Source organism: Pseudomonas sp. SCT, assembly GCF_003864275.1.
GTDB classification, from domain to species: domain Bacteria; phylum Pseudomonadota; class Gammaproteobacteria; order Pseudomonadales; family Pseudomonadaceae; genus Stutzerimonas; species Stutzerimonas stutzeri_AE.
Genome location: NZ_BDJA01000009.1, coordinates 109184 through 134777, shown reverse-complemented (window position 1 = coordinate 134777; position 25594 = coordinate 109184). Strand labels below are relative to the sequence as shown.

Annotated in this window: 19 protein-coding genes; 14 read left to right on the top strand and 5 right to left on the bottom strand. The window is 64.1% G+C overall.

Features of this window, described 5'->3' with window-relative positions:
- Positions 1-66 precede the first annotated feature (66 nt).
- Together BHD08_RS19915 and BHD08_RS19910 are read right to left on the bottom strand one after the other, a co-directional pair.
- The gene (locus BHD08_RS19915; RefSeq protein WP_015276786.1) at positions 67-1098 is read right to left on the bottom strand and encodes a quinone-dependent dihydroorotate dehydrogenase; all 1032 of its coding nucleotides are present in this window, start codon (positions 1096-1098) and stop codon (positions 67-69) included.
- A gap of 108 nt (positions 1099-1206) precedes the next feature.
- Positions 1207-1428: a DUF2835 domain-containing protein gene (locus tag BHD08_RS19910; RefSeq protein ID WP_125024547.1), complete on the bottom strand. Its 222-nt coding sequence runs from the start codon at positions 1426-1428 to the stop codon at positions 1207-1209.
- Positions 1429-1586: 158 nt separating this feature from the next.
- Here BHD08_RS19910 and BHD08_RS19905 point away from each other — a divergent pair, with 158 nt between their 5' ends.
- On the top strand, positions 1587-2501 hold the full coding sequence (locus BHD08_RS19905) for a DUF6685 family protein (RefSeq protein ID WP_125024544.1): 915 nt from the start codon (positions 1587-1589) through the stop codon (positions 2499-2501).
- Between the two features lie 137 nt (positions 2502-2638).
- On the opposite strand, the gene BHD08_RS19900 is transcribed toward BHD08_RS19905, so the two are convergent.
- The gene (locus BHD08_RS19900; RefSeq protein ID WP_125024542.1) at positions 2639-7489 is read right to left on the bottom strand and encodes an NAD-glutamate dehydrogenase; all 4851 of its coding nucleotides are present in this window, start codon (positions 7487-7489) and stop codon (positions 2639-2641) included.
- A gap of 211 nt (positions 7490-7700) precedes the next feature.
- Between BHD08_RS19900 and BHD08_RS19895 the strand changes: the two genes are divergently transcribed.
- From BHD08_RS19895 to BHD08_RS19850, 10 genes are all read left to right on the top strand, one after another.
- Positions 7701-8660, top strand: a complete 960-nt coding sequence (locus tag BHD08_RS19895) for a MoxR family ATPase (protein WP_003298329.1) — start codon at positions 7701-7703, stop codon at positions 8658-8660.
- Positions 8660-9622 (top strand): DUF58 domain-containing protein, encoded by a 963-nt coding sequence (locus BHD08_RS19890; protein ID WP_125024540.1) that lies wholly within the window; start codon positions 8660-8662, stop codon positions 9620-9622. Before BHD08_RS19895 ends, BHD08_RS19890 begins: the two co-directional genes overlap by 1 nt.
- Positions 9619-10113, top strand: coding sequence for a DUF4381 domain-containing protein (locus BHD08_RS19885; protein ID WP_125024538.1), 495 nt, complete (start codon positions 9619-9621; stop codon positions 10111-10113). The genes BHD08_RS19890 and BHD08_RS19885 overlap by 4 nt, the downstream gene beginning before the upstream one ends.
- Positions 10106-11125 (top strand): VWA domain-containing protein, encoded by a 1020-nt coding sequence (locus BHD08_RS19880; RefSeq protein ID WP_015276780.1) that lies wholly within the window; start codon positions 10106-10108, stop codon positions 11123-11125. The genes BHD08_RS19885 and BHD08_RS19880 overlap by 8 nt, the downstream gene beginning before the upstream one ends.
- Positions 11122-12843, top strand: coding sequence for a VWA domain-containing protein (locus tag BHD08_RS19875; RefSeq protein WP_125024537.1), 1722 nt, complete (start codon positions 11122-11124; stop codon positions 12841-12843). Before BHD08_RS19880 ends, BHD08_RS19875 begins: the two co-directional genes overlap by 4 nt.
- The gene (locus BHD08_RS19870) at positions 12840-14468 is read left to right on the top strand and encodes a BatD family protein (RefSeq protein WP_125024535.1); all 1629 of its coding nucleotides are present in this window, start codon (positions 12840-12842) and stop codon (positions 14466-14468) included. Before BHD08_RS19875 ends, BHD08_RS19870 begins: the two co-directional genes overlap by 4 nt.
- Positions 14469-14640: 172 nt before the next feature.
- On the top strand, positions 14641-15861 hold the full coding sequence (locus BHD08_RS19865) for a CmpA/NrtA family ABC transporter substrate-binding protein (protein WP_125024533.1): 1221 nt from the start codon (positions 14641-14643) through the stop codon (positions 15859-15861).
- 14 nt (positions 15862-15875) lie between these two features.
- On the top strand, positions 15876-16454 hold the full coding sequence (locus BHD08_RS19860) for an ANTAR domain-containing response regulator (protein WP_015276776.1): 579 nt from the start codon (positions 15876-15878) through the stop codon (positions 16452-16454).
- A gap of 302 nt (positions 16455-16756) precedes the next feature.
- Complete coding sequence (locus BHD08_RS19855; RefSeq protein ID WP_125024531.1) at positions 16757-17476, top strand: hypothetical protein; 720 nt, start codon at positions 16757-16759, stop codon at positions 17474-17476.
- Positions 17477-17642: 166 nt separating this feature from the next.
- Positions 17643-18086 (top strand): thioesterase family protein, encoded by a 444-nt coding sequence (locus tag BHD08_RS19850; protein WP_015276774.1) that lies wholly within the window; start codon positions 17643-17645, stop codon positions 18084-18086.
- Here the strand turns inward: BHD08_RS19850 and BHD08_RS19845 are convergent.
- A complete protein-coding gene (locus BHD08_RS19845) occupies positions 18083-19021 on the bottom strand; it encodes a 1-phosphofructokinase family hexose kinase (RefSeq protein ID WP_125024529.1) in 939 nt (312 codons plus the stop codon). The two genes, BHD08_RS19850 and BHD08_RS19845, sit on opposite strands and share 4 nt — an antisense overlap.
- Before the next feature lie 363 nt (positions 19022-19384).
- On the opposite strand from BHD08_RS19845, the gene BHD08_RS19840 reads away from it, so the two are divergent.
- Together BHD08_RS19840 and BHD08_RS19835 are read left to right on the top strand one after the other, a co-directional pair.
- The gene (locus BHD08_RS19840; RefSeq protein ID WP_125024527.1) at positions 19385-20596 is read left to right on the top strand and encodes a NarK/NasA family nitrate transporter; all 1212 of its coding nucleotides are present in this window, start codon (positions 19385-19387) and stop codon (positions 20594-20596) included.
- A 67-nt stretch (positions 20597-20663) separates the two neighbouring features.
- Positions 20664-22337: a bifunctional protein-serine/threonine kinase/phosphatase gene (locus tag BHD08_RS19835; protein WP_125024525.1), complete on the top strand. Its 1674-nt coding sequence runs from the start codon at positions 20664-20666 to the stop codon at positions 22335-22337.
- 3 nt (positions 22338-22340) lie between these two features.
- On the opposite strand, the gene BHD08_RS19830 is transcribed toward BHD08_RS19835, so the two are convergent.
- Positions 22341-22649 carry a hypothetical protein gene (locus BHD08_RS19830; RefSeq protein ID WP_038659180.1) on the bottom strand — a complete coding sequence of 103 codons (309 nt, stop codon included), beginning with the start codon at positions 22647-22649 and terminating at the stop codon, positions 22341-22343.
- Between the two features lie 492 nt (positions 22650-23141).
- Between BHD08_RS19830 and nirB the strand changes: the two genes are divergently transcribed.
- Positions 23142-25592 (top strand): nitrite reductase large subunit NirB, encoded by a 2451-nt coding sequence (gene nirB, locus BHD08_RS19825; protein WP_125024523.1) that lies wholly within the window; start codon positions 23142-23144, stop codon positions 25590-25592.
- Positions 25593-25594 lie beyond the last annotated feature (2 nt).

The following is a 25594-nucleotide window of genomic DNA, read 5'->3' as shown; positions in this document are numbered from 1 at the left end:
GCACGCCCTATCCGGGCGGCGGGCTAGCAGCCCAGGGGCTCCAACAGGAGCCCCTTCCGACAATCATCAGCGCGCTTGTGAGCGCAACGCCGCGATAGCATCCACCGCCTCGCGGATCAATGCCGGTCCCTTGTAGATAAAGCCCGAATACAACTGGACCAGACTGGCACCCGCCTCGATTTTCTCCGCCGCATGGCGACCCTCGGTAATCCCGCCAACGGCGATGATCGGCAGTCGCCCACCAAGAGTCTGCGCCAGCACCCTGACCGTGTGAGTGCTTTTTTCCCGTACGGGTGCACCCGACAAGCCGCCGGCTTCATCGGCATAAGCCAGGCCGGCAACCCCTTCACGACCGAGGGTGGTGTTGGTGGCGATGATCGCATCCATTCCCGCCTGAAAAACCGCTTCGCCTACCAATGCAGTTTCCTCATCGGTCATGTCCGGAGCGATCTTGATGGCCAGCGGCACACGCTTGCCATGCATGATTTCCAGATCCTCGCGGCGCAAGCGCAGCGCGTCGAGCAGCTTCTTGAGCGAATCGCCGAACTGCAGGCTGCGCAAGCCCGGCGTATTTGGCGAGCTGACATTCACGGTGACATAGCTGGCGTGGTGATAGACCTTATCCAGACAAAGCAGATAGTCCTCGTCGGCCCGTTCGACGGGGGTATCGAAATTCTTGCCGATGTTGATACCGAGTACGCCCTTGAACCTGGCGGCTTCAACGCGTGCCAGCAACGCATCTACACCGTGGTTATTGAAACCCATGCGATTGATGATCGCCTCGGCCTCGGGCAGGCGGAATATCCTGGGTTTCGGGTTGCCCGGTTGCGGGCGCGGCGTCACGGTTCCCACCTCGATGAAACCGAAGCCCAACTGCGACATTCCGCGAATGGCCTCGCCATTCTTGTCGAGCCCGGCTGCCAAACCTACAGGGTTTGGAAAGTCCAGCCCCATTACCCGCACTGGCAGACTGGCCGGAGATTTGCTCAACATCGCATTGAGCCCGAGACGGCCACCGGCGCCAATCAGCTCGAGGGAAAGTTCATGGGAAGTTTCCGGAGATAACTTGAACAACAGCTGGCGGGCCAGGTTATACATACGCAGCCTAAAGTCTCGGTAAATGTGGACGCGGAGTATAGCAGCCCGAGGCGCGCTCAGCGCTGGCGCCAGCTACGAAAGAACAGCACTTGAGCTGTGCCAGCGGTTTTACTTCAAGCGCCGCAAGCACAGCAGATGACCCTGGTCAGCGAATTCCAGCTCAAAGGAACCATACACACCTTCGTGGGTCAGAAACGGGCGCAGATGATGCGCAGGCAGGCTGACGCGCGTGCCGTCGCGGCTTCGGATCAGGACTCGATTCGCATGGCCCTGATATACCGCTTTCATTCGTTCGGCGGATAGCGCGATATCCAGCACCAGATATGGCATGGAGGCTCCTCAATGATCTATTCCGCGATATTGCCACATCAGCAGCCGAAAACTGGCCAGGCCTGGTTGCCTGACTGCAGGCATCAACGGCGCAAAGCCCGTGCGCAATCGTCACAGGTCTGCCACACTTCGGCCGTAGCCCTGAGAGCTCAAGCATCATGATGAGCCTGCCCGAGCCCATGCCTTTACTGACATCTCAAATCGCCAGACTCGCGCAACGCCTCGGACTGCGCTCGAAGGCTTCGCTGCCCATTCAGGCGCGCGCCAGCAGCTTGCAGCTGCCCTTCTCCCGTTTACCCGAACCCGAGCCCAGCATCTTCTGGCATGACGGCCCCTGCCTGCAGCGTCTGCTTGAGCTTCCGCGGGGCGCACTTTCCGGCCCGGTCCAGGAGGACAAGGCGCGCGCCCACGCTGCGCTTACTCGGCTGATCAGCAAGGAGTGCGCCCGGTCTCGGCTCGACCTGCGACAGATCGACGGCTTCGGAGGGCAACGCAGAGGCGACCCGAGCTACCCGACCTTCGAGGCCTTCGCCGCCACCGCCGCCTGCAGGCAGGTGCGGATCATCAGCTACAAGGATTTTCTTCGCGCGCTCGGTAGCGCCCTGCCCGGGTTCGATGAAGGAGCCCCGATAGAAGTGCGCCAGGCCAGCTGGCTCGGCGAGCGGCTGTACTGGGCTGGTGAACACCACCTCGAAGCATTCGCCTGCGCCGTGGCCTATGCCCGCTTGCGCGGGCTGGAAGTGATGCTGACCGCGGACGTAACCGATTACCGCCTTGATCGCTCCGGCGTTCATGCGCTGGACGCCGATTATCACGCCGTGACCATGCCAGCCCAGGCCTGGAGCGACCGTGAGTTCATGGCCTTGCTCCTCGACAGCCAGGTGCCCTACGCCCGCTTGACGCTGCTACGTGATAGCAGCAATTCGGAACTCCTGTTGCTCGAAAAGCGCGACCCGACCGCCAATGCGATTGGTGAGGGGCTGAAAGCAGCTGGCGCACCGGACCTCATTCGCTACCTGCGAGACCTGCCGCAGATCACGCGCTTCAAGGTGGGTCTGCCCGCGCAAGACTGAAGCATCACCGACCGTAATCTCCGCTCGTAAAACTCGAACCATAAAAATGAAAACAGCGCACGGCCCTAAGGGCGGTGCGCTGTTTTGCTTCGGTCACGGGCTAGCCGGCCGGGAATCCCCAGACGGCCAGCGCAGCCTCAGCCGTGCCTTGCCGATTGGGCCAAGCCTTGCAACTCTCGGCTGGCGACGGCGTATATGGCGTAGTCATTGCCGCTCGCATTACGCAGCTCCGCCAACATCGAACGCCAGCGTGCCAGTGGTACCGGCCGTTGCGCGAGCCAGGCATCGACTCGCTCGCTGATCGACTCCGCGCCGTTCTCCATCTGCAACACCGAAACCGTGATGCTGCGCTGCTGCGAGTCCAGATCATCACGGAAGCCTTCCCGGGCCAGCGCCTGCCAGTTGTTGCCTACCGGCATATTGGTCAACTGATGCAGATACCACGGTAGCTCCAGTGCCCCGCCGACGGCAAAGTACGCCGCGGCAACCTGCGCAGGAACCTGACCGGTCTCATCAGCCGCCTCGAGGATGGGCAGCAGCGTGTACAGATGGTTCGTCCCGGCCACCATGCGTGCGAGCAGCTCGGGCACGCCGGCTTCGGTGTAACGCCGATAGCGTTCCTGCCAATGGTCACGGGTCGAGCCCTGCAACAGCTCGTCGAGTTTCAACCCAAGGGCGGCGACACGCGGACCGAAGTGCGCGACATCCCGAGCCGCATCCAGCTCGCTGCGACGGTTGCGCAGGAACCAACGTGTGGCGCGCCGCCCCAGGCGCATCAACTCGTCCATCAGGCTCAGTTGCAACTCGGCAGGCACCTTGTGATCAAGCGCCTCGATCTGCCGGAACCAGTGCGGCAGATGGAAGATATCGCGCACGATCACGTAGGCGCCGGCAACGTTCGCGGCGCTCATACCGGTCGCCTCGTTCAGCCGCTGAACAAAGGTGATGCCCATGTTGTTGACCAGATCGTTGGCGATCTGCGTGGCGACGATCTCGCGTTTGAGGCGGTGCTGCAGCATCGCGGCGCGGAAATGCTCGGCGAGCTGTTGCGGGAAGGCACTGTCCATCTCGCGAGCGAGGTAATCATCGTCCGGCACACGGGAATCGAGCAGCGCTTTCTTGAGCTCGATCTTGCTATAGGAGATCAGTACGGATAGCTCGGGACGGGTCAGCCCTTTGCCGATGCTGGCACGCTCGGCGAGCGCCTCGTCGGAGGGCAGAAACTCGAGTGCACGATCGAGCTGCCCCGCCGCCTCCAGCGCGTTGATCAACCGAACATATTCGGCGGCCCGCTCGCGTGAGCGGTGTTGCGCCTGTGAAAGCGCCTGGGTCTGCTTGTAGTTGTTTTGCAGCACCAGCTCGGCCACTGCATCGGTCATCTCGAACAGCAGCTGGTTACGCTGCTTGGCGGTCATGTCACCCGCGCTGACTACCTCGTTGAGCAGGATCTTGATGTTCACTTCATGATCCGAGCAATCGACGCCGCCGGCGTTGTCGATGAAGTCGGTATTGCTCGAACCGCCGTGCAACGCATACTCGACGCGCCCCAGCTGCGTCATGCCGAGGTTGCCGCCCTCGCCCACGACCTTTGCCCGCAGTTCGGCGCCGTTGACCCGTACAGCATCATTGGCCTTGTCACCCACCTCAGCATGGCTTTCGCTGCTGCTCTTCACATAGGTCCCGATACCGCCGTTCCAAAGCAGATCCACTGGCGCCTTGAGTAGCGCGTTGATCAGCTCGGCTGGCGTCAGCTGGTCTGCCTCGATGGCAAAACGCTCTTTCATTTGCGGCGAGATCTGCACCCGTTTTGCCGAGCGCGGGAAGATACCACCGCCCTCCGAGATCAGCGAGGCGTCGTAATCGGTCCAGGACGAGCGCGGCAGATCGAACAGGCGCTTGCGCTCAAGGAAGCTGCGCGCAGGGTCCGGATTGGGGTCGATGAAGATGTGCAGGTGGTTGAACGCGGCCACCAGCTGCAGGGTCTCCGACATCAGCAGGCCGTTGCCGAAGACGTCACCGGCCATGTCGCCGATGCCGATCACGCTGATGACATCGCTCTGCACATTGATCCCGCGTTCGCGGAAATGGCGCTGCACGGAAACCCAGGCGCCACGCGCAGTGATGCCCATCTTCTTGTGGTCATAACCTGCCGAGCCGCCTGAGGCGAAGGCATCGCCGAGCCAGAAGTCGTACTCGGCAGCGATGCCATTGGCGATATCCGAGAAGCTCGCGGTGCCTTTGTCCGCAGCTACTACCAGGTAAGGGTCGTCACCGTCATAGCGCAGCACGTTGGCCGGCGGAGCGACCTGGCCTTCGCGCAGGTTGTCGGTGATATCCAACAGGCCACTGATGAATATCCGATAGCAGGCAATCGCCTCGGCCTGAATATCATCCCGGGTGCCGGTGGTGGGCAGCCGCCGCGGTACGAAGCCGCCTTTGGCACCGCCTGGAACGATCACTGCGTTCTTCACCTGCTGCGCCTTGACCAGACCAAGCACTTCGGTGCGGTAGTCCTCTTCGCGATCGGACCAGCGCAGCCCGCCGCGGGCCACCTTGCCACCGCGCAGATGCACGCCCTCGACCCGCGGCGAATAGACGAAGATCTCGTACATCGGCGCTGGCCGCGGCATCTCGGGGATGGCGCGCGGATCGAGCTTGAAGCTGAAATACGGCTTGGGCCGGCCATTGGCGTCCGGCTGATAGAAGTTGGTCCGTAGGGTCGCCTGGATCAAGGCCAGGTAGCGCCGCAGAATCCGGTCCTCATTGAGCACTGCGACGTCATCCAGCGCGCTGAGAATCGCCTGCTCCAGCCGCTGCTGCTTGTCCGCAAGATCCTCGTCACCCAGCTTGCGCGCAAGGTAAAAGCGCATTTTGAACAGCCGCACCAATTCACGGGCGATATCCGTGTGGTTCAGCAACGCGCTGGCGATGTAGCCGAGGTCGAAGCCCATGCGGATCTGCTTGAGGTAGCGCGCATAGGCACGCAGCAGCGCGACTTCCCGCCAAGCCAGGCCGGCGGTCAGCACCAGCCGGTTGAAGGCATCATTCTCGGCGGCGCCGCCATAGATATGGATGAAGGCATCCTGCAGTGCCTCGTTGATCTCCAGCAGATCGATTTCCAGCCCTTCTGCATAGGTGAAGGCGAAATCGTGGATCCAGTATTCGCGGCCGCTGCGGTTACGCAGCCGGAAGGGAAACTCGCCGAGCACGCGCAGCCCGAGGTTCTCCATGATCGGCAGAATGTCCGACAGCGGCAGCGGCGTGTTCAGGTGGTAAAGCTTGCAGTGCAGGCGATTTTCTTCCGCGGTGATCGGCTGATAGAAGCTCATCACCAGCGGGCGCTCTTCACTCAGGTCGAGGACATGCTGCATGTCGACGGTGGCCGATTGCGGCGAAAAACGTTCGCGGTAGCCAGCCGGAAAACCCTTGGGAAATTCGCTGAGCAGATGGGTGCCCTTGGCTTCGCCGAAGCGCTCGACCACCAGACTCTGATAGTCGTCCTGCCAGGTGCGACAGGCCTGCAGCACCTCCTGTTCCAGACGTACCGGATCAACCTGTACCGCTCTACTGGGGTCCAGGCGCAGGATGAACTGCACCCGCGTCAGCACGGATTCGGAGAAGTAGGTCGAAAACTCGCAGTCACTCGCCTCGAGCCGCTCCTGCAGAACCTGTTGGATTTTCAGTCGTGTCTCGGTGGAATAGCTGTCACGCGGCACATATACCAGGCAGTAGCAGAAACGCCGGTAGGGATCGAAACGCAGGAACAGGCGCAGTCGATTGCGCTCCTGGATCTGCACGATGGCGATGGCATTCTCGAACAGCTCGTCGATCGGCGCCTGGAACAGCTCATCACGCGGCAGCACTTCGAGAACCTGCACCAGCTCCTTGGCCAGGTGCGCGGAGCTGCCGAAGTTGGCGCGCTGCACCACCGTCTCGACCTTGCGGCGAATGAACGGAATGCGTCGAACGCTCTGGGTGTAGACCGACGAGGTGAACAGCCCGAGGAAGCGGCACTCGCGCACTACACGCCCTGCTTCATCGAATTCACGTACGGAGACGAAGTCCGGATAGGCCGGACGATGCACCCGGCTGGGCATCGCCGCTTTGGCAAATGAAAGCAGCAGCGGCTCACGCAGATAGCTCACCGATTGCGCGGTGAGTGATTGCTCCTCCTCTGAAAGCCCGGTACGCATGCTGCGCGACAGCCCCAGCAGCGAGCTTTCGTCGTAGAAGATTCGTCCACCGTCGGCCTGCTCCTGCACGGAGAACTCTTCGTAACCGAGGAAGGTGAAGTGGTCATCAGCCAGCCAGCGCATGAAGTCGCGAATCTCGTCCAGCTCGTCGCCGTCGATACTCAGGTTGACCTGCTCCAGGCGCCCCTGCAGCTCGACGGCCTTACCCTTCATCGCAGCGAAATCGCCCACAACCTGGCGCACATCAGCGAGTACGCCCAGCAATGATTGCTCCAGTTCGCGCAACGCAGACGGGCTGGCGCAGCGGTCGATTTCGACGAAGATCAGCGATTCGGCATGGCTATCGGCAGCACGCTCATCCTTGGGCAGCAGTTCCAGCAAGCTGCCGTCGGCGGCGCGGCGCACCTGCAGCACGCTGGTCTGCAGGGTGTGGATGCTGTAGCCGCGGCGCGTCAGCTCCATGCGCACCGAATCGACCAGGAACGGCATGTCCGGATGCAGCACTTCAACCACGCTGTGCGTCGACTGCCAGCCGTGCTTTTCAAAATCTGGGTTGAAGACCTGCACCTCGGGCGTGGAAGGCTCGAAGCGCTCCAGCAGGCGCCAACTGGCCAGCGTCGAACCGACCAGGTCGCTCATGCGCCGCTCGGTGAGTTCCGGCAACGCGACGATACCGAAGAACTGTTCGGCGAACAGATTCAGTTGCGGCAGGATTTTGCTGTCTACGTGTTGCGCTAATGCTGTCTGCAATTGCTGCTGAAAGTCGGCCTTGCTGGCCGCTGAAAAGAACGCCATGTATGGCTCCGCTTGGCTTGCTGGGGAAAGGCTCGTCGGTAGTGACTGACGGCACAGGACGAAGGTTCAAGGTTAGTCTAGTCGAGGGTTAATGCAGTAAAGTGGCGGCTCTCCAACAGTCCCCTGCGACTGTCTGTAGCAGTCAGTAGCGGCCGGCGCGTCCGCCAGCCACGTCAGCCGATTTGCCGCCCACCCTGGAAGAAGCGAAACGATGGATCACCGTGAATCGATAATCGCGCTGCGACAGTTCCTGTCTACCCAGATCCTGGGCCAGGAACGGCTGATCGAACGCCTGCTGATCGCCCTGCTCGCCGACGGCCATATGCTCGTCGAAGGTGCACCGGGCCTGGCCAAGACCCGTGCCATCAAGGAGCTCGCCGAAGGTCTGGAGGCCGAGTTCCACCGCATCCAGTTCACACCCGACCTGCTGCCGGCCGACATCACCGGTACCGAGATCTATCGGCCGGAGACCGGCAGCTTCGTCTTCCAGCAGGGGCCGATCTTCCACAACCTGGTGCTTGCCGACGAAATCAACCGCGCGCCGGCCAAGGTGCAGTCGGCACTGCTCGAAGCAATGGCCGAGCGGCAGGTCAGCGTTGGTCGCAGTACCTACGATCTGCCGCCGCTGTTTCTGGTGATGGCCACGCAGAACCCGATCGAACAGGAAGGCACCTACCCACTGCCCGAAGCCCAGCTGGACCGGTTCCTGCTGCACGTGAAGATCGGCTTCCCGGATGCCTCGGTGGAGCGGCGCATCCTGCAACAGGCCAGAGGCGAAGCCATCAACGGCGAAGCGGCACCGGAGCACCGGGTCAGCCAGCAGGCCATCTTCGCCGCGCGCAAGGACATCCTCGGGCTGTACATGGCCGATGCGGTGGAGGAATACCTGGTACAGCTGGTCATGGCGACACGCACCCCCGCCAAGTTCGACGCCGAGCTGGCCGAATGGATCGCCTATGGCGCAAGCCCGCGCGGCTCCATCTCGCTGGACCGCTGCGCCCGCGCCCACGCCTGGCTGGCTGGACGTGATTTCGTCAGTCCCGAAGACATCCAGGCGATGCTCTTCGACGTGCTGCGTCATCGCCTGATCCTTTCCTTCGAGGCGGAAGCGGCCGGCATCGACCAGGACCGTGTGATCCAGCGCATTCTCGACGTGGTCGCGGTGGCCTGATGCAAGCGCAGGCTTCCGGCAGCGGACAGCCGAGCGAGCAGCACACCGGCATCCAGGTGAGCCTGGCCGAGCTGATCGACATGCGCCATCGCGTCCGTGAAGTACCGATCTTCTCCACGCCCCATCGTCGCAGCCCACTGGTCGGGCTGCATCATTCCAAACTGCGCGGGCGTGGCGTGGATTTCGACCAGGTACGTGTCTACCAGGCCGGAGATGACGTGCGCACCATCGACTGGCGGGTCACCGCGCGCACCCAGGAGCCGCATACCAAACTTTTCCACGAAGAACGCGAGCGTCCGATCTATATCGTCGTCGAGCAGAGTCCGCGCCTGTTCTTCGGCAGCGGACACCTGTTCAAGTCGGTGCTGGCTGCCCAGGCCGCGGCCCTCATCGGCTGGGCAGCGCTGAGCCACAACGACCGGGTCGGCGGTCTGGTATTCGGTAGCGAGCAGCAGGAAATCAAGCCACGTCGCAGCAAGCAGAGCCTGCTGCAGCTGCTTGATCGCGTCACGCAGGCCAACAACCGGCTGCATCCCGAGAGCCCGCTCGATCCGGAGGCGTTCAGCATGGCATTGCGCAGGACGCGAGAAGTGCTGCGCCCCGGCAGCCTGTCGGTGATTCTCTGCGACGAGCGCACCCTGACCGATGCCGCCGAACAGCAGCTCAGCCTGCTGGCGCGTCATGTCGATCTGCTGTTGCTGCCATTGTTCGATCCGCTGGATCGCGCACTGCCCGCCGCCGGCCTGCTGCGCTTCAGCGAAGGCAATGCGCGGCTGGAACTGGATACCCACGACGCGGCACTGCGTCAGCGCTACCGCGAGCTGGGCGAAGCGCGCAGTGCACGTTGGCAGCGTCTGGCCAATCGGCTGCGGGTGCCGCTGATGCCGCTCGATACCCAGGATGATCTGATCGAACAGCTGCGCGAGCACCTGAGCGTCCGGCATCCGAGCGCACGACCATGAACCCGCTCGACCAACTGGCACCACTGATCAATCCGGAGCCCGTTCACTGGTGGCCGCCTGCACCGGGCTGGTGGCTGCTCGGGCTGGTGCTGCTCGGTGCGGTAGCTGCGCTCTGGCGGCTTCGCCATCGACTGACCCCGCGTAAACCACGCGTTCAGCCCGAAGCGCCGTTGGACCCGCAGCGCCAGGAGGCGTTGATCGAGCTGTCCCGCCTGAACAAACCCTACGGCGGCCAGCCGGCCAGCCAGTGGCTGCAGCAGCTCAACGGACTGCTCAAGCGACTGTGCCGCATCCGCTATCCAAACGATCATCCGCACACGCTCAGCGGGCGCGCCTGGCTGGCCTTTCTCGACAGCCGCTGTCCGGCCGCCGGGCTGACACGCTGGATGATCCTGGTCGAAGGTGCCTATCGAGCCGAGTGCCGTCTCGACGACAAGGCCATCGACGGCCTCGAACAATCCGTCGACATCTGGATTCGCAAGCATGTTTGAACTGGCCTGGCCCTGGATCTTCGTGCTGCTGCCCCTGCCCTGGCTGCTGCGTGCACTGCTACCGCCAGCCGACAGCGGCGAAGCGGCGTTGAAGGTCAGCTTCCTCGATGAGCTGCAACAGCTTGCCGGGCGCCGTGCCCGGGTTGCGCTGCCGGCCTGGCGCCAGCAACTGCCCTACCTCACCATCTGGTTGCTGCTGCTGTTCGCCGCAGCGCGCCCGCAGTGGCTCGGTGAACCGCTACCACTGCCCACCAGTGGCCGCGACCTGCTGCTCGCCGTGGATGTATCCGGCTCGATGGATTACCCCGACATGCAATGGCAGGGCGAGGAGCTGACGCGCCTGGAGCTGGTCAAGGTGCTGCTCGGCGATTTCATCGAGCAGCGCCACGGCGATCGCGTCGGTCTGATCCTGTTCGGTAGCAAGGCCTACCTGCAGGCGCCCCTGACCTTCGACCGCCGCACCGTGCGTGTCTGGCTGGACGAGGCGCGAGTTGGCATTGCCGGCAGCAACACCGCCATCGGCGATGCCATCGGCCTGGCGGTGAAACGCCTGCGAGATCGACCGGCGAGCAGCCGCGTGCTGGTGCTGATCACCGATGGCGCCAGCAATGGTGGTGAAATCGAACCGTTGCTGGCTGCTTCTTTGGCGGCCGAGGAAGGCGTACGAATCCATACCATCGGCATCGGCGCCGTTCCGGAAGAAGGGGGTGTGCTCAGCCGCTTCGGCTTCAATCCCGGCCTGGACCTGGACGAGCCCACCCTGCGCGCCATCGCCGAACAGACCGGCGGGGAGTACTTTCGCGCCGCCTCCAGCGCTGAGCTTAAGGCCATCGGCGCTACCCTGGATCGGCTCGAGCCCGCCGCGCAGCAACCAATCCAGGCGCGCGTGGCCGAAGCGCTGTATTTCTGGCCACTGGCAGCGGCACTGCTGATCAGCCTGCTGATGGTCGCCGCCAGCCTGTGGAGCGCCCAGCTGCAGCGCCTGGCCTGGCGGCGGGAGCAGCGCCGATGAGCGAACTCTTGCCCCATCTGCTGCGGCCCTACTGGCTGATCATCCTGCCACTGCTGATCTGGCTGCTGTGGCGGTTGTGGCATCGCCAGTTGCAGATCGGCCGCTGGCAGCGCCTGCTCCCCGAAGCCTTTCATGCGGTCCTGCTGACCCGCGGCCGGCTGCGCCACAGTCGCCTGCCCTGGCTGGTGCTCGGCCTTGCCTGGCTGCTGGCCGTCATCGCATTGCTCGGCCCAAGCTGGCAGCGCTTCGAGCAACCCAGCGTGAAGCGCAGTGACCCATTGGTAGTCCTGTTGGAACTGACCCCATCGATGCTCGCCGGCGACGTGCCGCCCACGCGCCTCGAGCAGGCCAAGCGCAAACTGCTCGACCTGCTGGAACGGCGGCAGGATGTGCAGACCGCCGTGGTGGTATACGCCGGCAGCGCCCATACCGTGGTGCCGCTGTCCGATGATCTGGCGACTACCCGCAACCTGCTGGATGCCCTGCATCCGGCGCTGATGCCCGAACCAGGCCAGCGTGCCGATCTCGCCGTGGCCAAGGGGCTAGCTCTGCTGGAACAGGCGGGGCTGGGTCGGGGGCGATTGCTGCTGATTGGCAGCAGCCTGGACGAACACGAGCGTGGCGCCATCAAAGCGCTGATGCAGGGACGCGATGAGCGCCTGCTGGCCCTCGGTGTCGGCACAGAACAGGGCGCGCCGATTGCCGGCGAGAACGGCAGCTTTCTCAAGGACGATCACGGCGCCATTCTGATCCCACGCCTGGACAACGCCAGGCTGCAGCGCCTGGCCACAGAGCTGGGCGGCCACTACCAACAGGCGCGCCTGGGCGACGACGATCTCGCGGCGCTCGGTCTGCTCGATCAAACGGGAACACTGCAGCACGACGACGAACTCACCCGTCTGGAAGCCTGGCTGGACCAGGGCCACTGGCTCCTTGTTCCGCTGCTCCTGCTTGCCGCTTTGGCCGGCCGGCGCGGCTGGCTGTTCTGCCTGCCGCTATTGCTGCTGCAGCCGCAAGCGGCCAGCGCATTCGAGATGGATGACCTCTGGCTACGGCGCGATCAGCAGGGGCAACGTCTGCTCGAGGCCCAACAGCCCGACGAGGCGGCAGAGCGCTTCGTCGATCGCCGCTGGCAGGCGACCGCACGCTACCAGGCCGGCGACTACGCCGGCGCCGCAGAGCTGTTCGCCGAGGGCAATACAGCCGCCGACCACTACAATCGCGGCAATGCCCTGGCGCGCGGCGAAGCCTTGGAAGCCGCTATCGAAGCCTACGAACAGGCGCTGGAGCTGCAGCCTGACCTGCAACAGGCACAGCGCAACAAGGCACTGGTGGAGGAACTGCTGCGCCGTCGACAGGAGCAGCCGGAACCCGAACCCGAGCCGGAACAGCAGCAGGAACAGACGGAGCCGGACGGACCGCAGCCCCAGCCGCAACCGCCGGAGTCCGGGTCGGCCAGTGCGCCCAGCCCTGAGCACGCCGAGGGCGAGCCGGAGCGTGCGGCCAGCGGCGCCGTACAGCCTTCCACGAGCGAAACGACAACAGAGGCGTCGGAACAGGATGCCGCCACGGCGCTGGCGCAGCATGAGGCGCTCCCCGATCAGGAGCGGCAACAGGCAATGGAACAATGGCTGCGACAGATCCCGGATAACCCCGGCGAGCTGCTGCGGCGGAAATTCCTTTACGAACAACGCAAGCACCAGGAAACCAGTCGATGATGCGCCTGATGGCCTTTCTTCTGCTCAGCATTCTTGCCGGCCAGGCTGCTGCGGCCGGTCTTTTCGCCCGAGTGGACCGCACCCAGTTGAGCATCGACGAAACCCTCGAACTAAGCCTGGAAAGCCAAGGCGGCGCGGTGTTCGGCAAGCCCGACCTGCAGCCGCTGGATGACCTGTTCGAGGTTTTCGACACCCGCCAGGTCAATCAGCTCTCCAGCAGCAATGGCGAGGCGCGCGCAATCACCCGCTGGTTGATCACCCTGCGTCCGAAGCAGACCGGCTACGTGATCATTCCACCGCTGCAGCTGGGCGACTGGCGCAGCGAGCCGATCACCCTGCTGGTCCAGGAATCGTTGAAAAGCAGCGACAGCGATCAACTGGCACCCATCTTCATCGACGCCAGCGTCGACCAGGAAAGCGTCTATGTGCAGGCCCAGGTGATCCTCACGCTGCGCATCTACCATTCGGTTTCGCTTTACGACGACAGCACCCTGTCGCCGCTGCAAATGCCCGAAGCCCTGGTCGAGCGACTCGGCGAGCCGCGTACCTACGAGAAAACCATCAACGGCATCCGACATGGCGTCATCGAGGTGCGCTATGCGCTGTTTCCGCAGAAATCCGGCGAGCTGACCATCCCCGCCCAGCTGTTCAGCGCGACTACCGTGACCGGCAGCAGCAACCCACTGTTCGGCTCGCGCTCGGGACGCTCGACTCAGGTGCGCTCACCCAGCATCCCACTGACAGTCAAAGCCAAGCCGGCAGATTATCCCGCCGATGCGCCCTGGCTGCCGGCACGCAGTCTGACGCTGGTGGAGGCCTGGAGCCCAGAACCGGATCAGGCGCAGGCCGGCGAATCACTTACCCGCAGCCTGCTGCTCAAGGCCGAAGGCCTCACCAGCACGCAGCTGCCCGCCATCGGCTCGGCGCAGAGCGCGGAGTTGCGCCGCTATCCGGATCAACCGAGCCTGGCGAACGAAGTCGGCGCTACCGGGCTGATCGGCAGCCGCGAACAACGCGAGGCGCTGATCCCCACGCGCAGTGGCACGCTGCAGCTGCCTGCACTGGAAGTGGTCTGGTGGAATACCGTTGAAGATCGCCTCGAACGCACCACGCTGGACAAGCGCACCCTGAACGTCGCGGACAATCCGAATCTTGTGCAGCCACCTGCCGAACAGCCCGTCGCAATCCCGGCGCCTGTCGAACAGCAGCTGCTCTGGCCGTGGCAATTGAGCACAGCGTTCTTTGCACTCAGCACGCTCGTCGGCTTCGGGCTGTGGACGCGTGCGCGCCGACAGCCGGCAGTGCTACGTGCGCTCCAGCCTGGACCCACCCCGCGCAGCCTGCTCGACGACCTGCGTCGCGCCTGCCAGGCCAACGACTCCCATGCCACTCGCCAGGCGCTGGACGCCTGGGCGCGACAACAACCGGAGACTTTGGCGGACATGGCTGCGCGCTTCGTACCGCTGTCCGATGCGCTGGATGGGCTCAATGGTGCGCTGTACAGCGAAGCCGGCCAGCGCTGGCAGGGCGACGCCCTGTGGCAGGCAATCCAGGCCCTGCCTCCGGCGATCACTCCCAGCATCGAGCAGGACCAGAGCGCCCTGCCGCCACTCTACCCGCGCTAACCAGCAGCCTGAGCTAACCGCCCCTCACCGACGCGGTGCGCATGCACCGCGCCGTGCACCATTACCACGCTGGCATATCGCTTGCTTCAGGCTTGGCACAGACCATACCTGAGCCGTCGCGGCAAACGTCGACATTTACCGCGCGCTTCGCAATCGAAAAGGCCAACACAGCATGACGGACCCCTTCTCGCCGCACCGCCACGACGCACTGGCCTGGGTTGCCGGCAGCGACGCACCGGAAAAGAGCTCGGTCAATCTGGGCTTTCTGCCGCTCACCGATGCTGCATCGCTGATCGTCGCGGCCACTCAGGGCTTCGCCCAGCCGTTCGGCCTGACGCTGAACCTGCAGCGCCAGAGTTCCTGGTCGGCCCTGCGCGACAAGCTGGTCGGTGGCGAACTGGACGCTGCGCACGGGTTGTACGGACTGATCTACGCCGTACACCTGGGAATCGGCGGCAGCCCCGCGGTGGACATGGCGGTGCTCATGGGGCTGGCGCAGAACGGACAAAGCATCAGCCTGTCTGCCTCGCTGAAGGCAGCCGGCGTGACCAATCCCGAGGCGTTGCGCAACAGCGTGCGCCAAAGCGGTGCGCGCCTGACGCTCGCGCATACCTTTCCCACCGGCACCCATGCGCTCTGGCTGTACTACTGGCTAGCCGCCAATGGCATCCACCCCCTGCAAGATGTGCGAACGCTTGTGCTGCCACCCTCGCAAATGGTGGCGAACCTGCGGGCGGGACGCATCGATGGTTTCTGCGCCGGCGAGCCATGGGGCGCCCAGGCGATCGCCGAAGGTGTCGGTTTCACCCTGGCGACCAGCCAATCGATCTGGCCCGACCACCCGGAGAAGGTGCTCGGTTGCACCCGGACTTTCGTCGAGCAGTACCCCAACACGGCCCGCGCGCTAGTGATGGCAATACTGGAGGCGAGCCGTTTCATCGACCAGAGCTTGGAAAACCGCCGCAGCACGGCACAGCTGATCGCCGGGCGCGAGTACGTCGACGCTCCGCTCGCGGCCATCGAGTCGCGCTTTCTCGGCGCGTATGACGACGGGCTGGGCAACGCCTGGACCGACATGCATCCACTGCGTTTCTTCGCCGACGGTGCGGCAAACATGCCTTATCTGTCAGACGGCCTGTGGTTCATGACCCAGCTGCGGCGCTGGGGCCTGCTGCGTCAGGACCCGAACTACCTGGAGATTGCACAGCAGGTTCAGCAGGCCGACCTGTATCGCCAGGCTGCCGAAGCGCTCGGTATGCCGGTGCCGCAGTCGCCGCTACGCAGCGCCACGCTCATGGACGGCACGACCTGGGACGGCAGCGACCCGGCGGCCTACGCACGCAGCTTCGCCCTGCACGCCATGGCCGATCAGACCGTGGCGGCCGCGCTTTGAGGAGGGAGACCGGTATGTTGCGCATCCTGCTGATCGACGATACCCCGCGAAAGATCGGCCGTCTGAAGAGCGCGCTGATCGAGGCTGGCTTCGAAGTCATCGCTGAGTCCGGCCTGAGCATAGACCTGCCCGAACGAGTCGAGGCGATCCGCCCGGACGTGGTGCTGATCGACACCGACTCACCCGGCCGCGACGTGCTCGAACAGGTGGTACTGGTAAGTCGCGACCAGCCACGGCCGATCGTCATGTTCACCGACGATAGCGATCCGGGCGCCATGCGCCAGGCAATCCGCGCCGGTGTCAGCGCCTATATCGTCGAAGGCATCCAGGCCCAGCGGCTGAAACCAATCCTCGATGTGGCCATGGCCCGCTTCGAGACCGACCAGGCGATGCGGGCACAACTCCAGGCCCGCGAGCAGCAATTGGCGGAACGCAAACGCATCGAACTGGCCAAGGGCATGCTGATGAAGATGCGCGATTGCAAGGAGGAAGAGGCCTATACGCTGATGCGCCGCCAGGCGATGAGCCGGCAACAGAAACTGATCCAGGTCGCCGAACAGATCATCGCCATGAACGAACTCCTTGGGCAGTAATCCTGCCCGTCCGCGGTGCGGTCGCGAGGTCCAGCGCACCGTCGGCGCGCACATCCGTAGCCGTCAGGATTTGGATTGTAGGACGGCCGCAGCCCCAGCAACCGTAACGATGTGGAGTCCAGCGGAAAAGTGCTGGCATTGGCCGGCTGGCAAGCGACTTGCTAGATGCCATTAGCCGACCCAACGAAGGTGTCGGGCTAAGACGAAGGCGTCCCTTGACCGCATGCAGCCGCATGCCGGTTTGGACGCCTTTTTTGTTGCACGCGCCGCCGTGCCGTACCCGTAGACAAGGGACTTGCAGAATGACCATTACCGCAACCTTGGCGATCGCCTGTGCCCTGCTGTTGCTGGGCCACTACCTGAACGGCATCGCCAGCGCCCAACATTCCCGGCGCGTTGCAAGCCTGCGCCTGCTGGCCGTTCAAGAGGATCTGGAGATCCTGCGTCTGCTGCAGCAGCATCGGGGGCTGGGTGCGCTCTCCGATGTGGCCGCGGTCACTCTGCGCTCTGCCCTCGCGGCCAACCTGACGCAGCGATTGCAACAACGCGCCGCTTTGCCCGACGCCTACTCGATAAGCGAGGCCTGGCTGGCCCTGCGTGAGACGCCAACGGACTTCGAAAGCCACGGTGTACTGATCGAAACCCTTATAGATAGCCTTGCGCAGCGAGCATCGCTGGACCACGAGGGCGCACGGATCGCTCAAACATGCCGCGAGCTGGAAGAGGTGGCGCGCCTGCGCGGTCTATGCGTGATCGCATCGCTGCAGGGCGGCTGCACGCCGGCCTTGCAAGGGCGCCTGGAAGGGCTCTGTCGCCGTATCGGCAGCGGTGTGGACATGGAGCTCAAGCGTCTGGTGGGCAAGCTGGAGCGCAGCGTCGTCCACTCAGCCCAACCGCGGCTGAGCCCGCCCGAATGCTTCGCACTGGTCACACCCTTGATCGATGCACGGCTGCAACGGATCCAGCAGCGCCTGCAGCACAGCGTTGCACAGGCGCAGCCCGGCTTGCCCAGAGGAGCGTGACCAAGTCCGAGCAGTCATGTTTGAAGTTCCCAGGGGAAGCGCTCGGCAAAGCACTCACGCGGGTGCCAGCCCGTTCGCGGTCAAGGCTGCGCCCGCCAGGGCCGATCTGCCCAGTGGAGTGACACAACGCTAGAATGCGCGCCTTCGATCAATAACCGAGCGATCCATGGCGCGCCTGAACCTGCAGTTCCCGGAAGACCAGTACTGTTTCTCCACCCAGCTCACCGTACGCATCACCGACATCAACGCCGGCAACCATCTGGCCAACGATTCGATGATCTCGATGATTTCCGAGGCGCGGGCGCGCTTTCTATTTGCCTACGGCGTGGCCGAAACCCGCCAGGACGGTGCCGGAATCATCGTCACCGACCTGGCCACGACTTATAAAGCCGAGGCCCATGCCCGTGACGCGCTGCTGTTCGAGGTTGGCGTGATGGACTTCAACAAGTACGGCGGCGATATCATCTTCCGCATCACTCGCCCTGCCGACGGCACGCTGATCGCCATGGCCAAGTCCGGCTTCGTCTTCTACGACTACTCCCAAAGCCGTGTGGTCGCCATGCCCGAAGCCTTTGCGGCGAAGTTTCCGCGGGTCAACCGGCTCGATTAGTGCGCGCTTTCCATCAGCTGCAGCAAGCGCTGGACATCCTCGCGGTGGCATAGCTCGGTGCCTGGGCGCATCACCGTCGCTGCGCCGGCGGCAATCCCCTGGCACACCGCCTCAGGAATCGAACGTCCTTCGGCCATCGCCAGCACAATGGCTCCAAGCATGCTGTCACCCGCACCCACCGCGCTGGCGACCGGCACTTCCGGCGTGCGCAGGCGGCCTACCTGGTCGCCATAGGCATACAGCGCCCCTTCGGCACCAAGCGACAGCACGATGACCTCCGCACAGCCCTGCCTGATCAGGCTGCGCAGCGCTTGTTCCTGCTCGGCTTCAGCGCTGACGGTGCGGCCCATCAGGGTTCCGAGCTCGTCAAGGCTCGGCTTCATCAGATACACGCCGCCTTGCCGGGCCGCATGACGCAGGGGCTCGCCGGACAGATCAACAACCAGGCGAGCGCCGATACGTCGTGCCAACGCCAGTAGCTCATCGAAAAAACCAAGGTCGGCGCCGGGTGGAAAGCTGCCGCTCAGCACCACATAAACCGGCGCCGGGCGCAGCGCCGCCAGGCTGTCGAGGCACTGTTGCAACTCCTGCGCGGACAGCGTCGGGCCGGGTAGCACGAAGCGGTACTGCAGGCCTGAGGCCAGCTCATCGACAGTGAAGCTCTCGCGGGTGTCGCCAGCAATCGGCACCGGCCGATGCACCAGGCCCAACTCATCCAGCGAACGTTGCAGCAGATCGCCGAAAGGACCGCCCGCCGGGTAGACGGCCACCGCCTTGCCGCCCAGCGTTTTCACCACGCGCGCCACGTTGATTCCACCGCCACCCGGATCGTGACGCGGCAGCGAGCAACGCAACTTCTCGGTGCTGATCACCCGAGCAGTGCTGACGGAGAGGTCCATTGCGGGGTTGAGGGTCAGGGTCGCAATCAGGGGCATCGCTTACTCCATGGCAATTGCAGCCAAGCCTAACAGCAACCGCAGCGGCAGGGTTTCGTGCAATGCGGCGGAGCTTGCCCTGATTTGGCCCGCACTTGCTCGGTCTTTGTGCGTTTCCCGGCAGTGACTCGCTGCAAGCAAGGCGTAGCCCGCATAACACGGGGCCTCCACCGGCTGGCACGCTAGATGCTAGATCCCCTTCAGGCAGGCCAACGGCGGTCTGCGCAACACGACAAAGGCGTCGCACCACTCCTGCTCCAGCAGGCGTGCTGCGGCGCCTTTTTGTTTTCCGCCTCGACGACGGGGCGGTATGAGCAGCCCTGGCGGCCAACGCCGCACTATGAAAGCCCTGGAGCCGACCCAATGAGTACGAGTTTCTGGAAAGCCGGCCACGCGCCGACCCTGTTTGCCTCCTTCCTCTACTTCGACCTGAGTTTCATGGTCTGGTACGTCCTCGGCCCGCTGGGCGTGCAGATCGCCGCCGATCTCGGCCTGACCACCCAGCAACGCGCCTTCATGGTCGCCACGCCAATTCTCGCCGGCGCGGTATTACGCCTGGTGCTGGGCATCCTCGCTGATCGCACTTCCCCGAAAACCGCCGGCCTGTTCGGCCAGGTCGTGGTGATCGTTGCGCTGTTCGTCGCCTGGCTGCATGGCATCCACAGCTACGAGCAAGCTTTGCTGCTTGGCCTGTTCCTCGGCATGGCCGGCGCTTCCTTTGCCGTTGCGCTGCCGCTGGCCTCGCAGTGGTATCCAGCCGAGCATCAGGGTAAGGCCATGGGCATTGCCGGGGCCGGCAATTCCGGCACCGTGCTGGCGGCCCTTTTCGCGCCCGTCCTGGCGGCCATCTTCGGCTGGAACAACGTCTTCGGCCTGGCGCTGATTCCGCTGGTGCTCACCCTGATCATCTTCGCCAGCGTGGCGAAGAACGCACCCAACCGCCCCGCACCGAAGTCGCTGGCCGATTACATGAAGGCACTGGGCGACCGCGACAGCTGGTGGTTCATGTTCTTCTACAGCGTGACCTTTGGCGGCTTTCTCGGCCTGGCCAGTACCCTGCCCGGCTATTTCCACGACCAGTACGCCTTCGACCCGGTCAAGGCCGGCTACTACACCGCGGCCTGCGTCTTCGCCGGCAGCCTGCTGCGCCCCCTCGGCGGCGCACTGGCCGACCGCATCGGCGGCATCCGGGCGCTACTGGTGATGTACACCGTCGCCGCCATCTGCATCACCGCGGTGGGCTTCAACCTGCCAAGCTCCACCGCTGCGCTGGCGCTGTTCGTCGTCGCCATGCTCAGCCTCGGTGCTGGCAACGGCGCGGTGTTCCAGTTGGTACCGCAGCGTTTTAACAAGGAAATCGGCGTGATGACCGGACTGGTCGGCATGGCCGGTGGCATTGGCGGCTTCCTGCTCACCGCCGGTCTCGGTGCGGTCAAGCAGTCCACCGGCGATTACCAGCTTGGCCTCTGGCTGTTCGCCAGCCTCGGCGTACTGGCCTGGTTCGGCCTGCATGGCGTCAAGCGTCGCTGGCGCACTACCTGGGGCTCGGCTGCGGTAACCGCGGCGCGGGTGTGATGCCCACGCAGATTCTGCAGGGCGCGAATAGTGCTCTGCTGCAGTACGCCGTCATTCGAGAACGACCATGCCCCTGCGATTGAGCTATGGCGAGGCCAGCGCCGCCGGACCGCGCCCGGAAAACCAGGATGCGATACGTATCGTCACCCCGGCACCCGGGCTGGCGACTGGCAAGGGCTATCTGTTCGCGCTGGCCGATGGCGTCAGCCAGTGCGCCGATGGCGGGCTGGCGGCCCGCGCGACCTTGCAGGCCCTGGCCTTCGATTACTACGCGACACCCGAAACCTGGGCCGTCGCGCAATCACTCGACCGCGTGCTGGTCGCGCACAACCGCTGGCTGCAGGCCAACGGCGGCAACCAGCCGCTGTTGACCACGCTCACCACACTGGTGCTGCGCGGTCGACGCTTCACCCTGGCCCACGTCGGCGATTGCCGCGCCTACCGCTGGAACGGCTCGCAGCTCGAGCGACTCAGCGAAGACCATGTCTGGGAACAGTCGGGCATGCAGCATGTGCTCAAGCGTGCGCTGGGACTGGATCAGCACCTGGTGATGGACTACCTCGACGGCGAGCTGCAAGAAGGGGAAAGCTACCTGCTGCTGAGCGACGGCGTCTGGTCGTGCGTCCCCGAGCGCGACATCGCGCATATCCTGCACGATCAGCCTGACCTCGGCGCCGCAGCACGGGCGCTGGTCAATCTGGCGCACCAGAGCGGCAGCCAGGACAACGCCAGTGCATTGCTGCTGCGCGTAGAAACGCTGCCCGAAGCGGTGCTGGCCGACGCCCTCGCCCAGCTCGATCACTGGCCGCTGCCGCCAAAGCTGCGACCCGGTCAACTGTTCGAAGGCTGGCAGGTAATTGAGCTGCTGCACGAGTCGCGACAATCACTGATCTACCGCGTGCTCGATGGCCAGGGCCAACCGTGGCTGCTGAAGACGCTGCCACCCAGCCGACAGGACGAAGCGGACGCCGGGCCGGCATTGCTGCAGGAAGAGTGGTTCATGCGTCGGGTAGCCGGGCGCAACTTCGCCGAGCTGCATCCTCTGCCGGAGCGCCAACACCTGTATTACGTGCAGCGCGAATACAGCGGGGCGACCCTGGCGCGACGCTTCGAACGGGACGGTCCCCTGCCCTTGGCCGATCTGCTGCTGGTCGCCTCCCGGCTGATCCGCGCGGTAGGCATGCTGCATCGGCGCAACATTCTGCACCGCGACATCAAGCCGGAGAACCTGCTGCTGGGCGAGGACGGCGAGCTGCGCATCCTGGATTTCGGCCTGGCGTTCTGCCCAGGACTGTCCCGCGACCTGCCCAATCACCTGCCCGGAACCCCGAGTTTCATTGCCCCGGAGGCGTTTACGGGAGCCGAACCCAGCACGGCGCAGGATCTCTACGCGACCGGCGTGACGCTCTATTACCTGCTGACCGGGCATTACCCCTACGGCGAGATCGAAGCCTTCCAGCGCCCGCGCTTCGGCAACCCGACACCGGCCAGCCGCTATCGCCCGGACGTGCCGACCTGGCTGGAGGAGAGTCTCGCCCGCGCGCTAGCGGTCGATCCACGACAGCGTTTCGAAACCGCCGAGCAATGGCTGCTTGAACTGGAACAGGGCGAGCAGCGCAGCGCCAGCCTTCGGCCGCGCCCGCTGCTCGAGCGTGAGCCGCTCAAGGTATGGCGCGGCATGGCACTGCTTTCGCTGCTGCTCAACCTGCTGCTGGTCGTGTTGCTGATAAAAGGTGCGTGACGCTCAGCGACGGGTAATCAGCCCCTGGCGCGCCACCCGGGTCAGCTCGCGCACACATTCTTCCAGGCGCTCAGCGCTCGGTGCCTGAATGACGGCCAGATCGAAGCTGTCGGTGGCGAAACGTGCCAGCGACTCGTCGGCCGTGGCGAACTGGATAAGCAGGGCGCGGGATTTGCGATGGCGTCGCGGCCACCCTTCTAGGTAGCGCAACAGGGACGGCTGGTGAGTGCCGCCAAGGAGGATTTTCGGATTACTGGGGTGCAGGCCGCTGGTGATCGGGGCCAGGCGCAACTGGGCGTGCTTTGCGTTCATTGATTCAACTTCCGCCTCGAGGATTCCGCTGGGCAGCGGTGGGAGGCGACACCGGAACCAGCGCTTTAGCGGTATTTCGAAGCCATCGGCTCCAGGCGCCCCGCAAGTAGCTGACTAAATCGGCGCATGGGCGAAACTTTAGAAAGCTGGTCGCAGCCTGTCAACGGCCTTTTAAGGATCAACAACAGGCGCAATTCGCACCACCACGGCGCAAGCCGCTGCATATCAGTGCAGCGATCAACCTCTGAACCACGCGCCGGGAAGCTCCAACCCATTGAAAAATGGCGTATTGGAAAGTTGGCACAGCCTCTGCAATGTGAAATATCGAAGAATCATTACGACCTGACCCTCAACGTGGAGCGGCCAGGTTTCCCGACAGAGCGGGACACGGACAAAGGCGTCCTCACTGGGTAACCGGTGGGACGCCTTTTTTGTTGTTGAAAAATTTTGAGCAGGCCGGACGGCAGCTGTCGACTGGCACGGAGAACGGGCATGAAGAAACTCAAACTGGTAATGATCGGCAACGGCATGGCCGGCGTGCGGACCCTTGAGGAACTGCTCAAGCTCACCAACGAGCTCTATGACATCACGGTGTTCGGCGCCGAGCCGCATCCCAACTACAACCGCATCCTGCTCTCCCCCGTGCTGGCCGGCGAACAACAGTTCGAAGAGATCGTGCTCAACGACCTCAACTGGTACGCCGAGAACGACATCCACCTCAAGCTCAACCGCAAGGTGGTGAAGATTGACCGGGTCAAACGCCGGGTGATCGCCGATGACGGCAGCGAGGCGGAATACGACCGCCTGCTCATCGCCACCGGCTCCAACCCGTTCATCCTGCCGATTCCCGGCAAGGACCTGCAGGGCGTAATCGGCTACCGCGACATTGCCGACACCCAGGTGATGATGGAAACCGCCAAGACCCACAAACACGCGGTGGTCATCGGCGGCGGCCTGCTTGGCCTGGAGGCGGCCAATGGCCTCAAGCTGCGCGGCATGGACGTCACCGTGGTGCACATCGGTGACTGGCTGATGGAACGCCAGCTGGACAAGACCGCCGGCACCCTGCTGCAGAGCGCGCTGGAAAGCCGTGGCCTGAAGTTTCTCCTGCCCAAGCACACCGCCGAACTGCTCGACAACGGCGAAGGCCGGGTCTGCGCGGTCAAGTTCAAGGACGGCGACGTGATCCCCGCCGACCTGGTGGTGATGGCCGCCGGCATCCGACCCAACAGCGAACTGGCCGAACAGGCCGGCATCCCGTGCAACCGCGGCATTCTGGTCAACGACACCCTGCAGACCTATGACCCGCGCATCTATGCCGTCGGCGAATGCGCCAACCATCGCGGCACCGCCTATGGCCTGGTCGCGCCGCTGTTCGAACAGGCCAAGGTCTGCGCCAACCATCTGGCCATGCTCGGCTTCTCCCGCTACCTGGGTTCGGTGACCTCCACCAAGCTCAAGGTCACCGGCATCGATCTGTTCTCGGCCGGCGATTTCATCGGCGGCGACGGCACCGAGACCATCACCCTCTCCGACCCCATTGGCGGCGTCTACAAGAAGCTGGTGATCAAGGACGACGTGCTGGTCGGCGCCTGCCTGTACGGCGACACCGCCGATGGCGGCTGGTACTTCCGCCAGGTCCGCGAGGGCCAGAACGTGGGCCAGATACGCGACCATCTGATGTTCGGCGAGGGCGCCATCGGCGATGCTGGCCATCAGGGCCAGAGCAAGGCCATGTCGATGCCGGACGACATGGAGGTCTGCGGCTGCAACGGTGTGTGCAAGGGCACCATCGTCAAGGCAATCCAGGAGCACGGACTGTTCTCGGTAGACGAGGTGAAAAAGCACACCAAGGCCGCCAGTTCCTGCGGCTCCTGTGCCGGGCTGGTCGAACAGATTCTGATCAATACCGTCGGCGGCGCCGCCGACGTCAAGCCGAAGAGCGAGAAGGCCATCTGCGGCTGCAGCGACCTTAACCACGGCCAAGTGCGCAAGGCCATTCGCGAGCACCACCTGACCAGCATTCCGGCGGCCATGGCTTTCATGGATTGGCGCACGCCGAACGGCTGCGCCACCTGCCGCCCGGCGTTGAACTACTACCTGATCTCCACCTGGCCGGGCGAAGCCAAGGACGATCCGCAGTCGCGTTTCATCAACGAGCGCGCCCACGCCAACATCCAGAAGGACGGCACCTACTCGGTCATCCCACGCATGTGGGGCGGCGTCACCAATGCCGCCGAGCTGCGGCGCATCGCCGACGTGGCGGACAAATATCAGGTGCCGATGGTCAAGGTTACCGGCGGCCAGCGCATCGACCTGCTCGGCATCAGGAAGGAAGACCTGCCGGGTGTCTGGAAAGACCTGGATATGCCTTCCGGCCACGCCTACGGCAAATCCATCCGCACCGTGAAGACCTGCGTCGGCAGCGAGTTCTGCCGCTTCGGCACGCAGAACTCGACGCAGATGGGCATCGATCTGGAACACGCGCTGTTCAACATGTGGTCGCCGCACAAGGTCAAGCTGGCTGTTTCCGGCTGCCCGCGCAACTGCGCCGAATCCGGCATCAAGGACGTCGGCATCATCGGCGTGGACTCCGGCTGGGAGCTGTACATCGGCGGCAACGGCGGCATCAAGACCGAGGCCGGCGAGTTCTTCGTCAAGGTGAAGACAGCCGAGGAGGTCATGGAATACAGCCTGGCGTTCCTCCAGCTCTACCGCGAAGAAGCCTTCTACCTCGAGCGCACCGTGCACTACATGCAGCGCGTCGGCATGGATCACATCAAGAAGGCCGTGTTGAACGACGCCGAGCGACGCAAGGCGCTGCACCAGCGGTTGCTGTTCTCGCTCTCCTTCGAGCAGGACCCGTGGCAGGAGCAGCTCTCCAAGCCGCAGCTGAAGAAGGAATTCGACCGCATCGCCGTCAAGCAGCTGGAAAACGCCTGAGA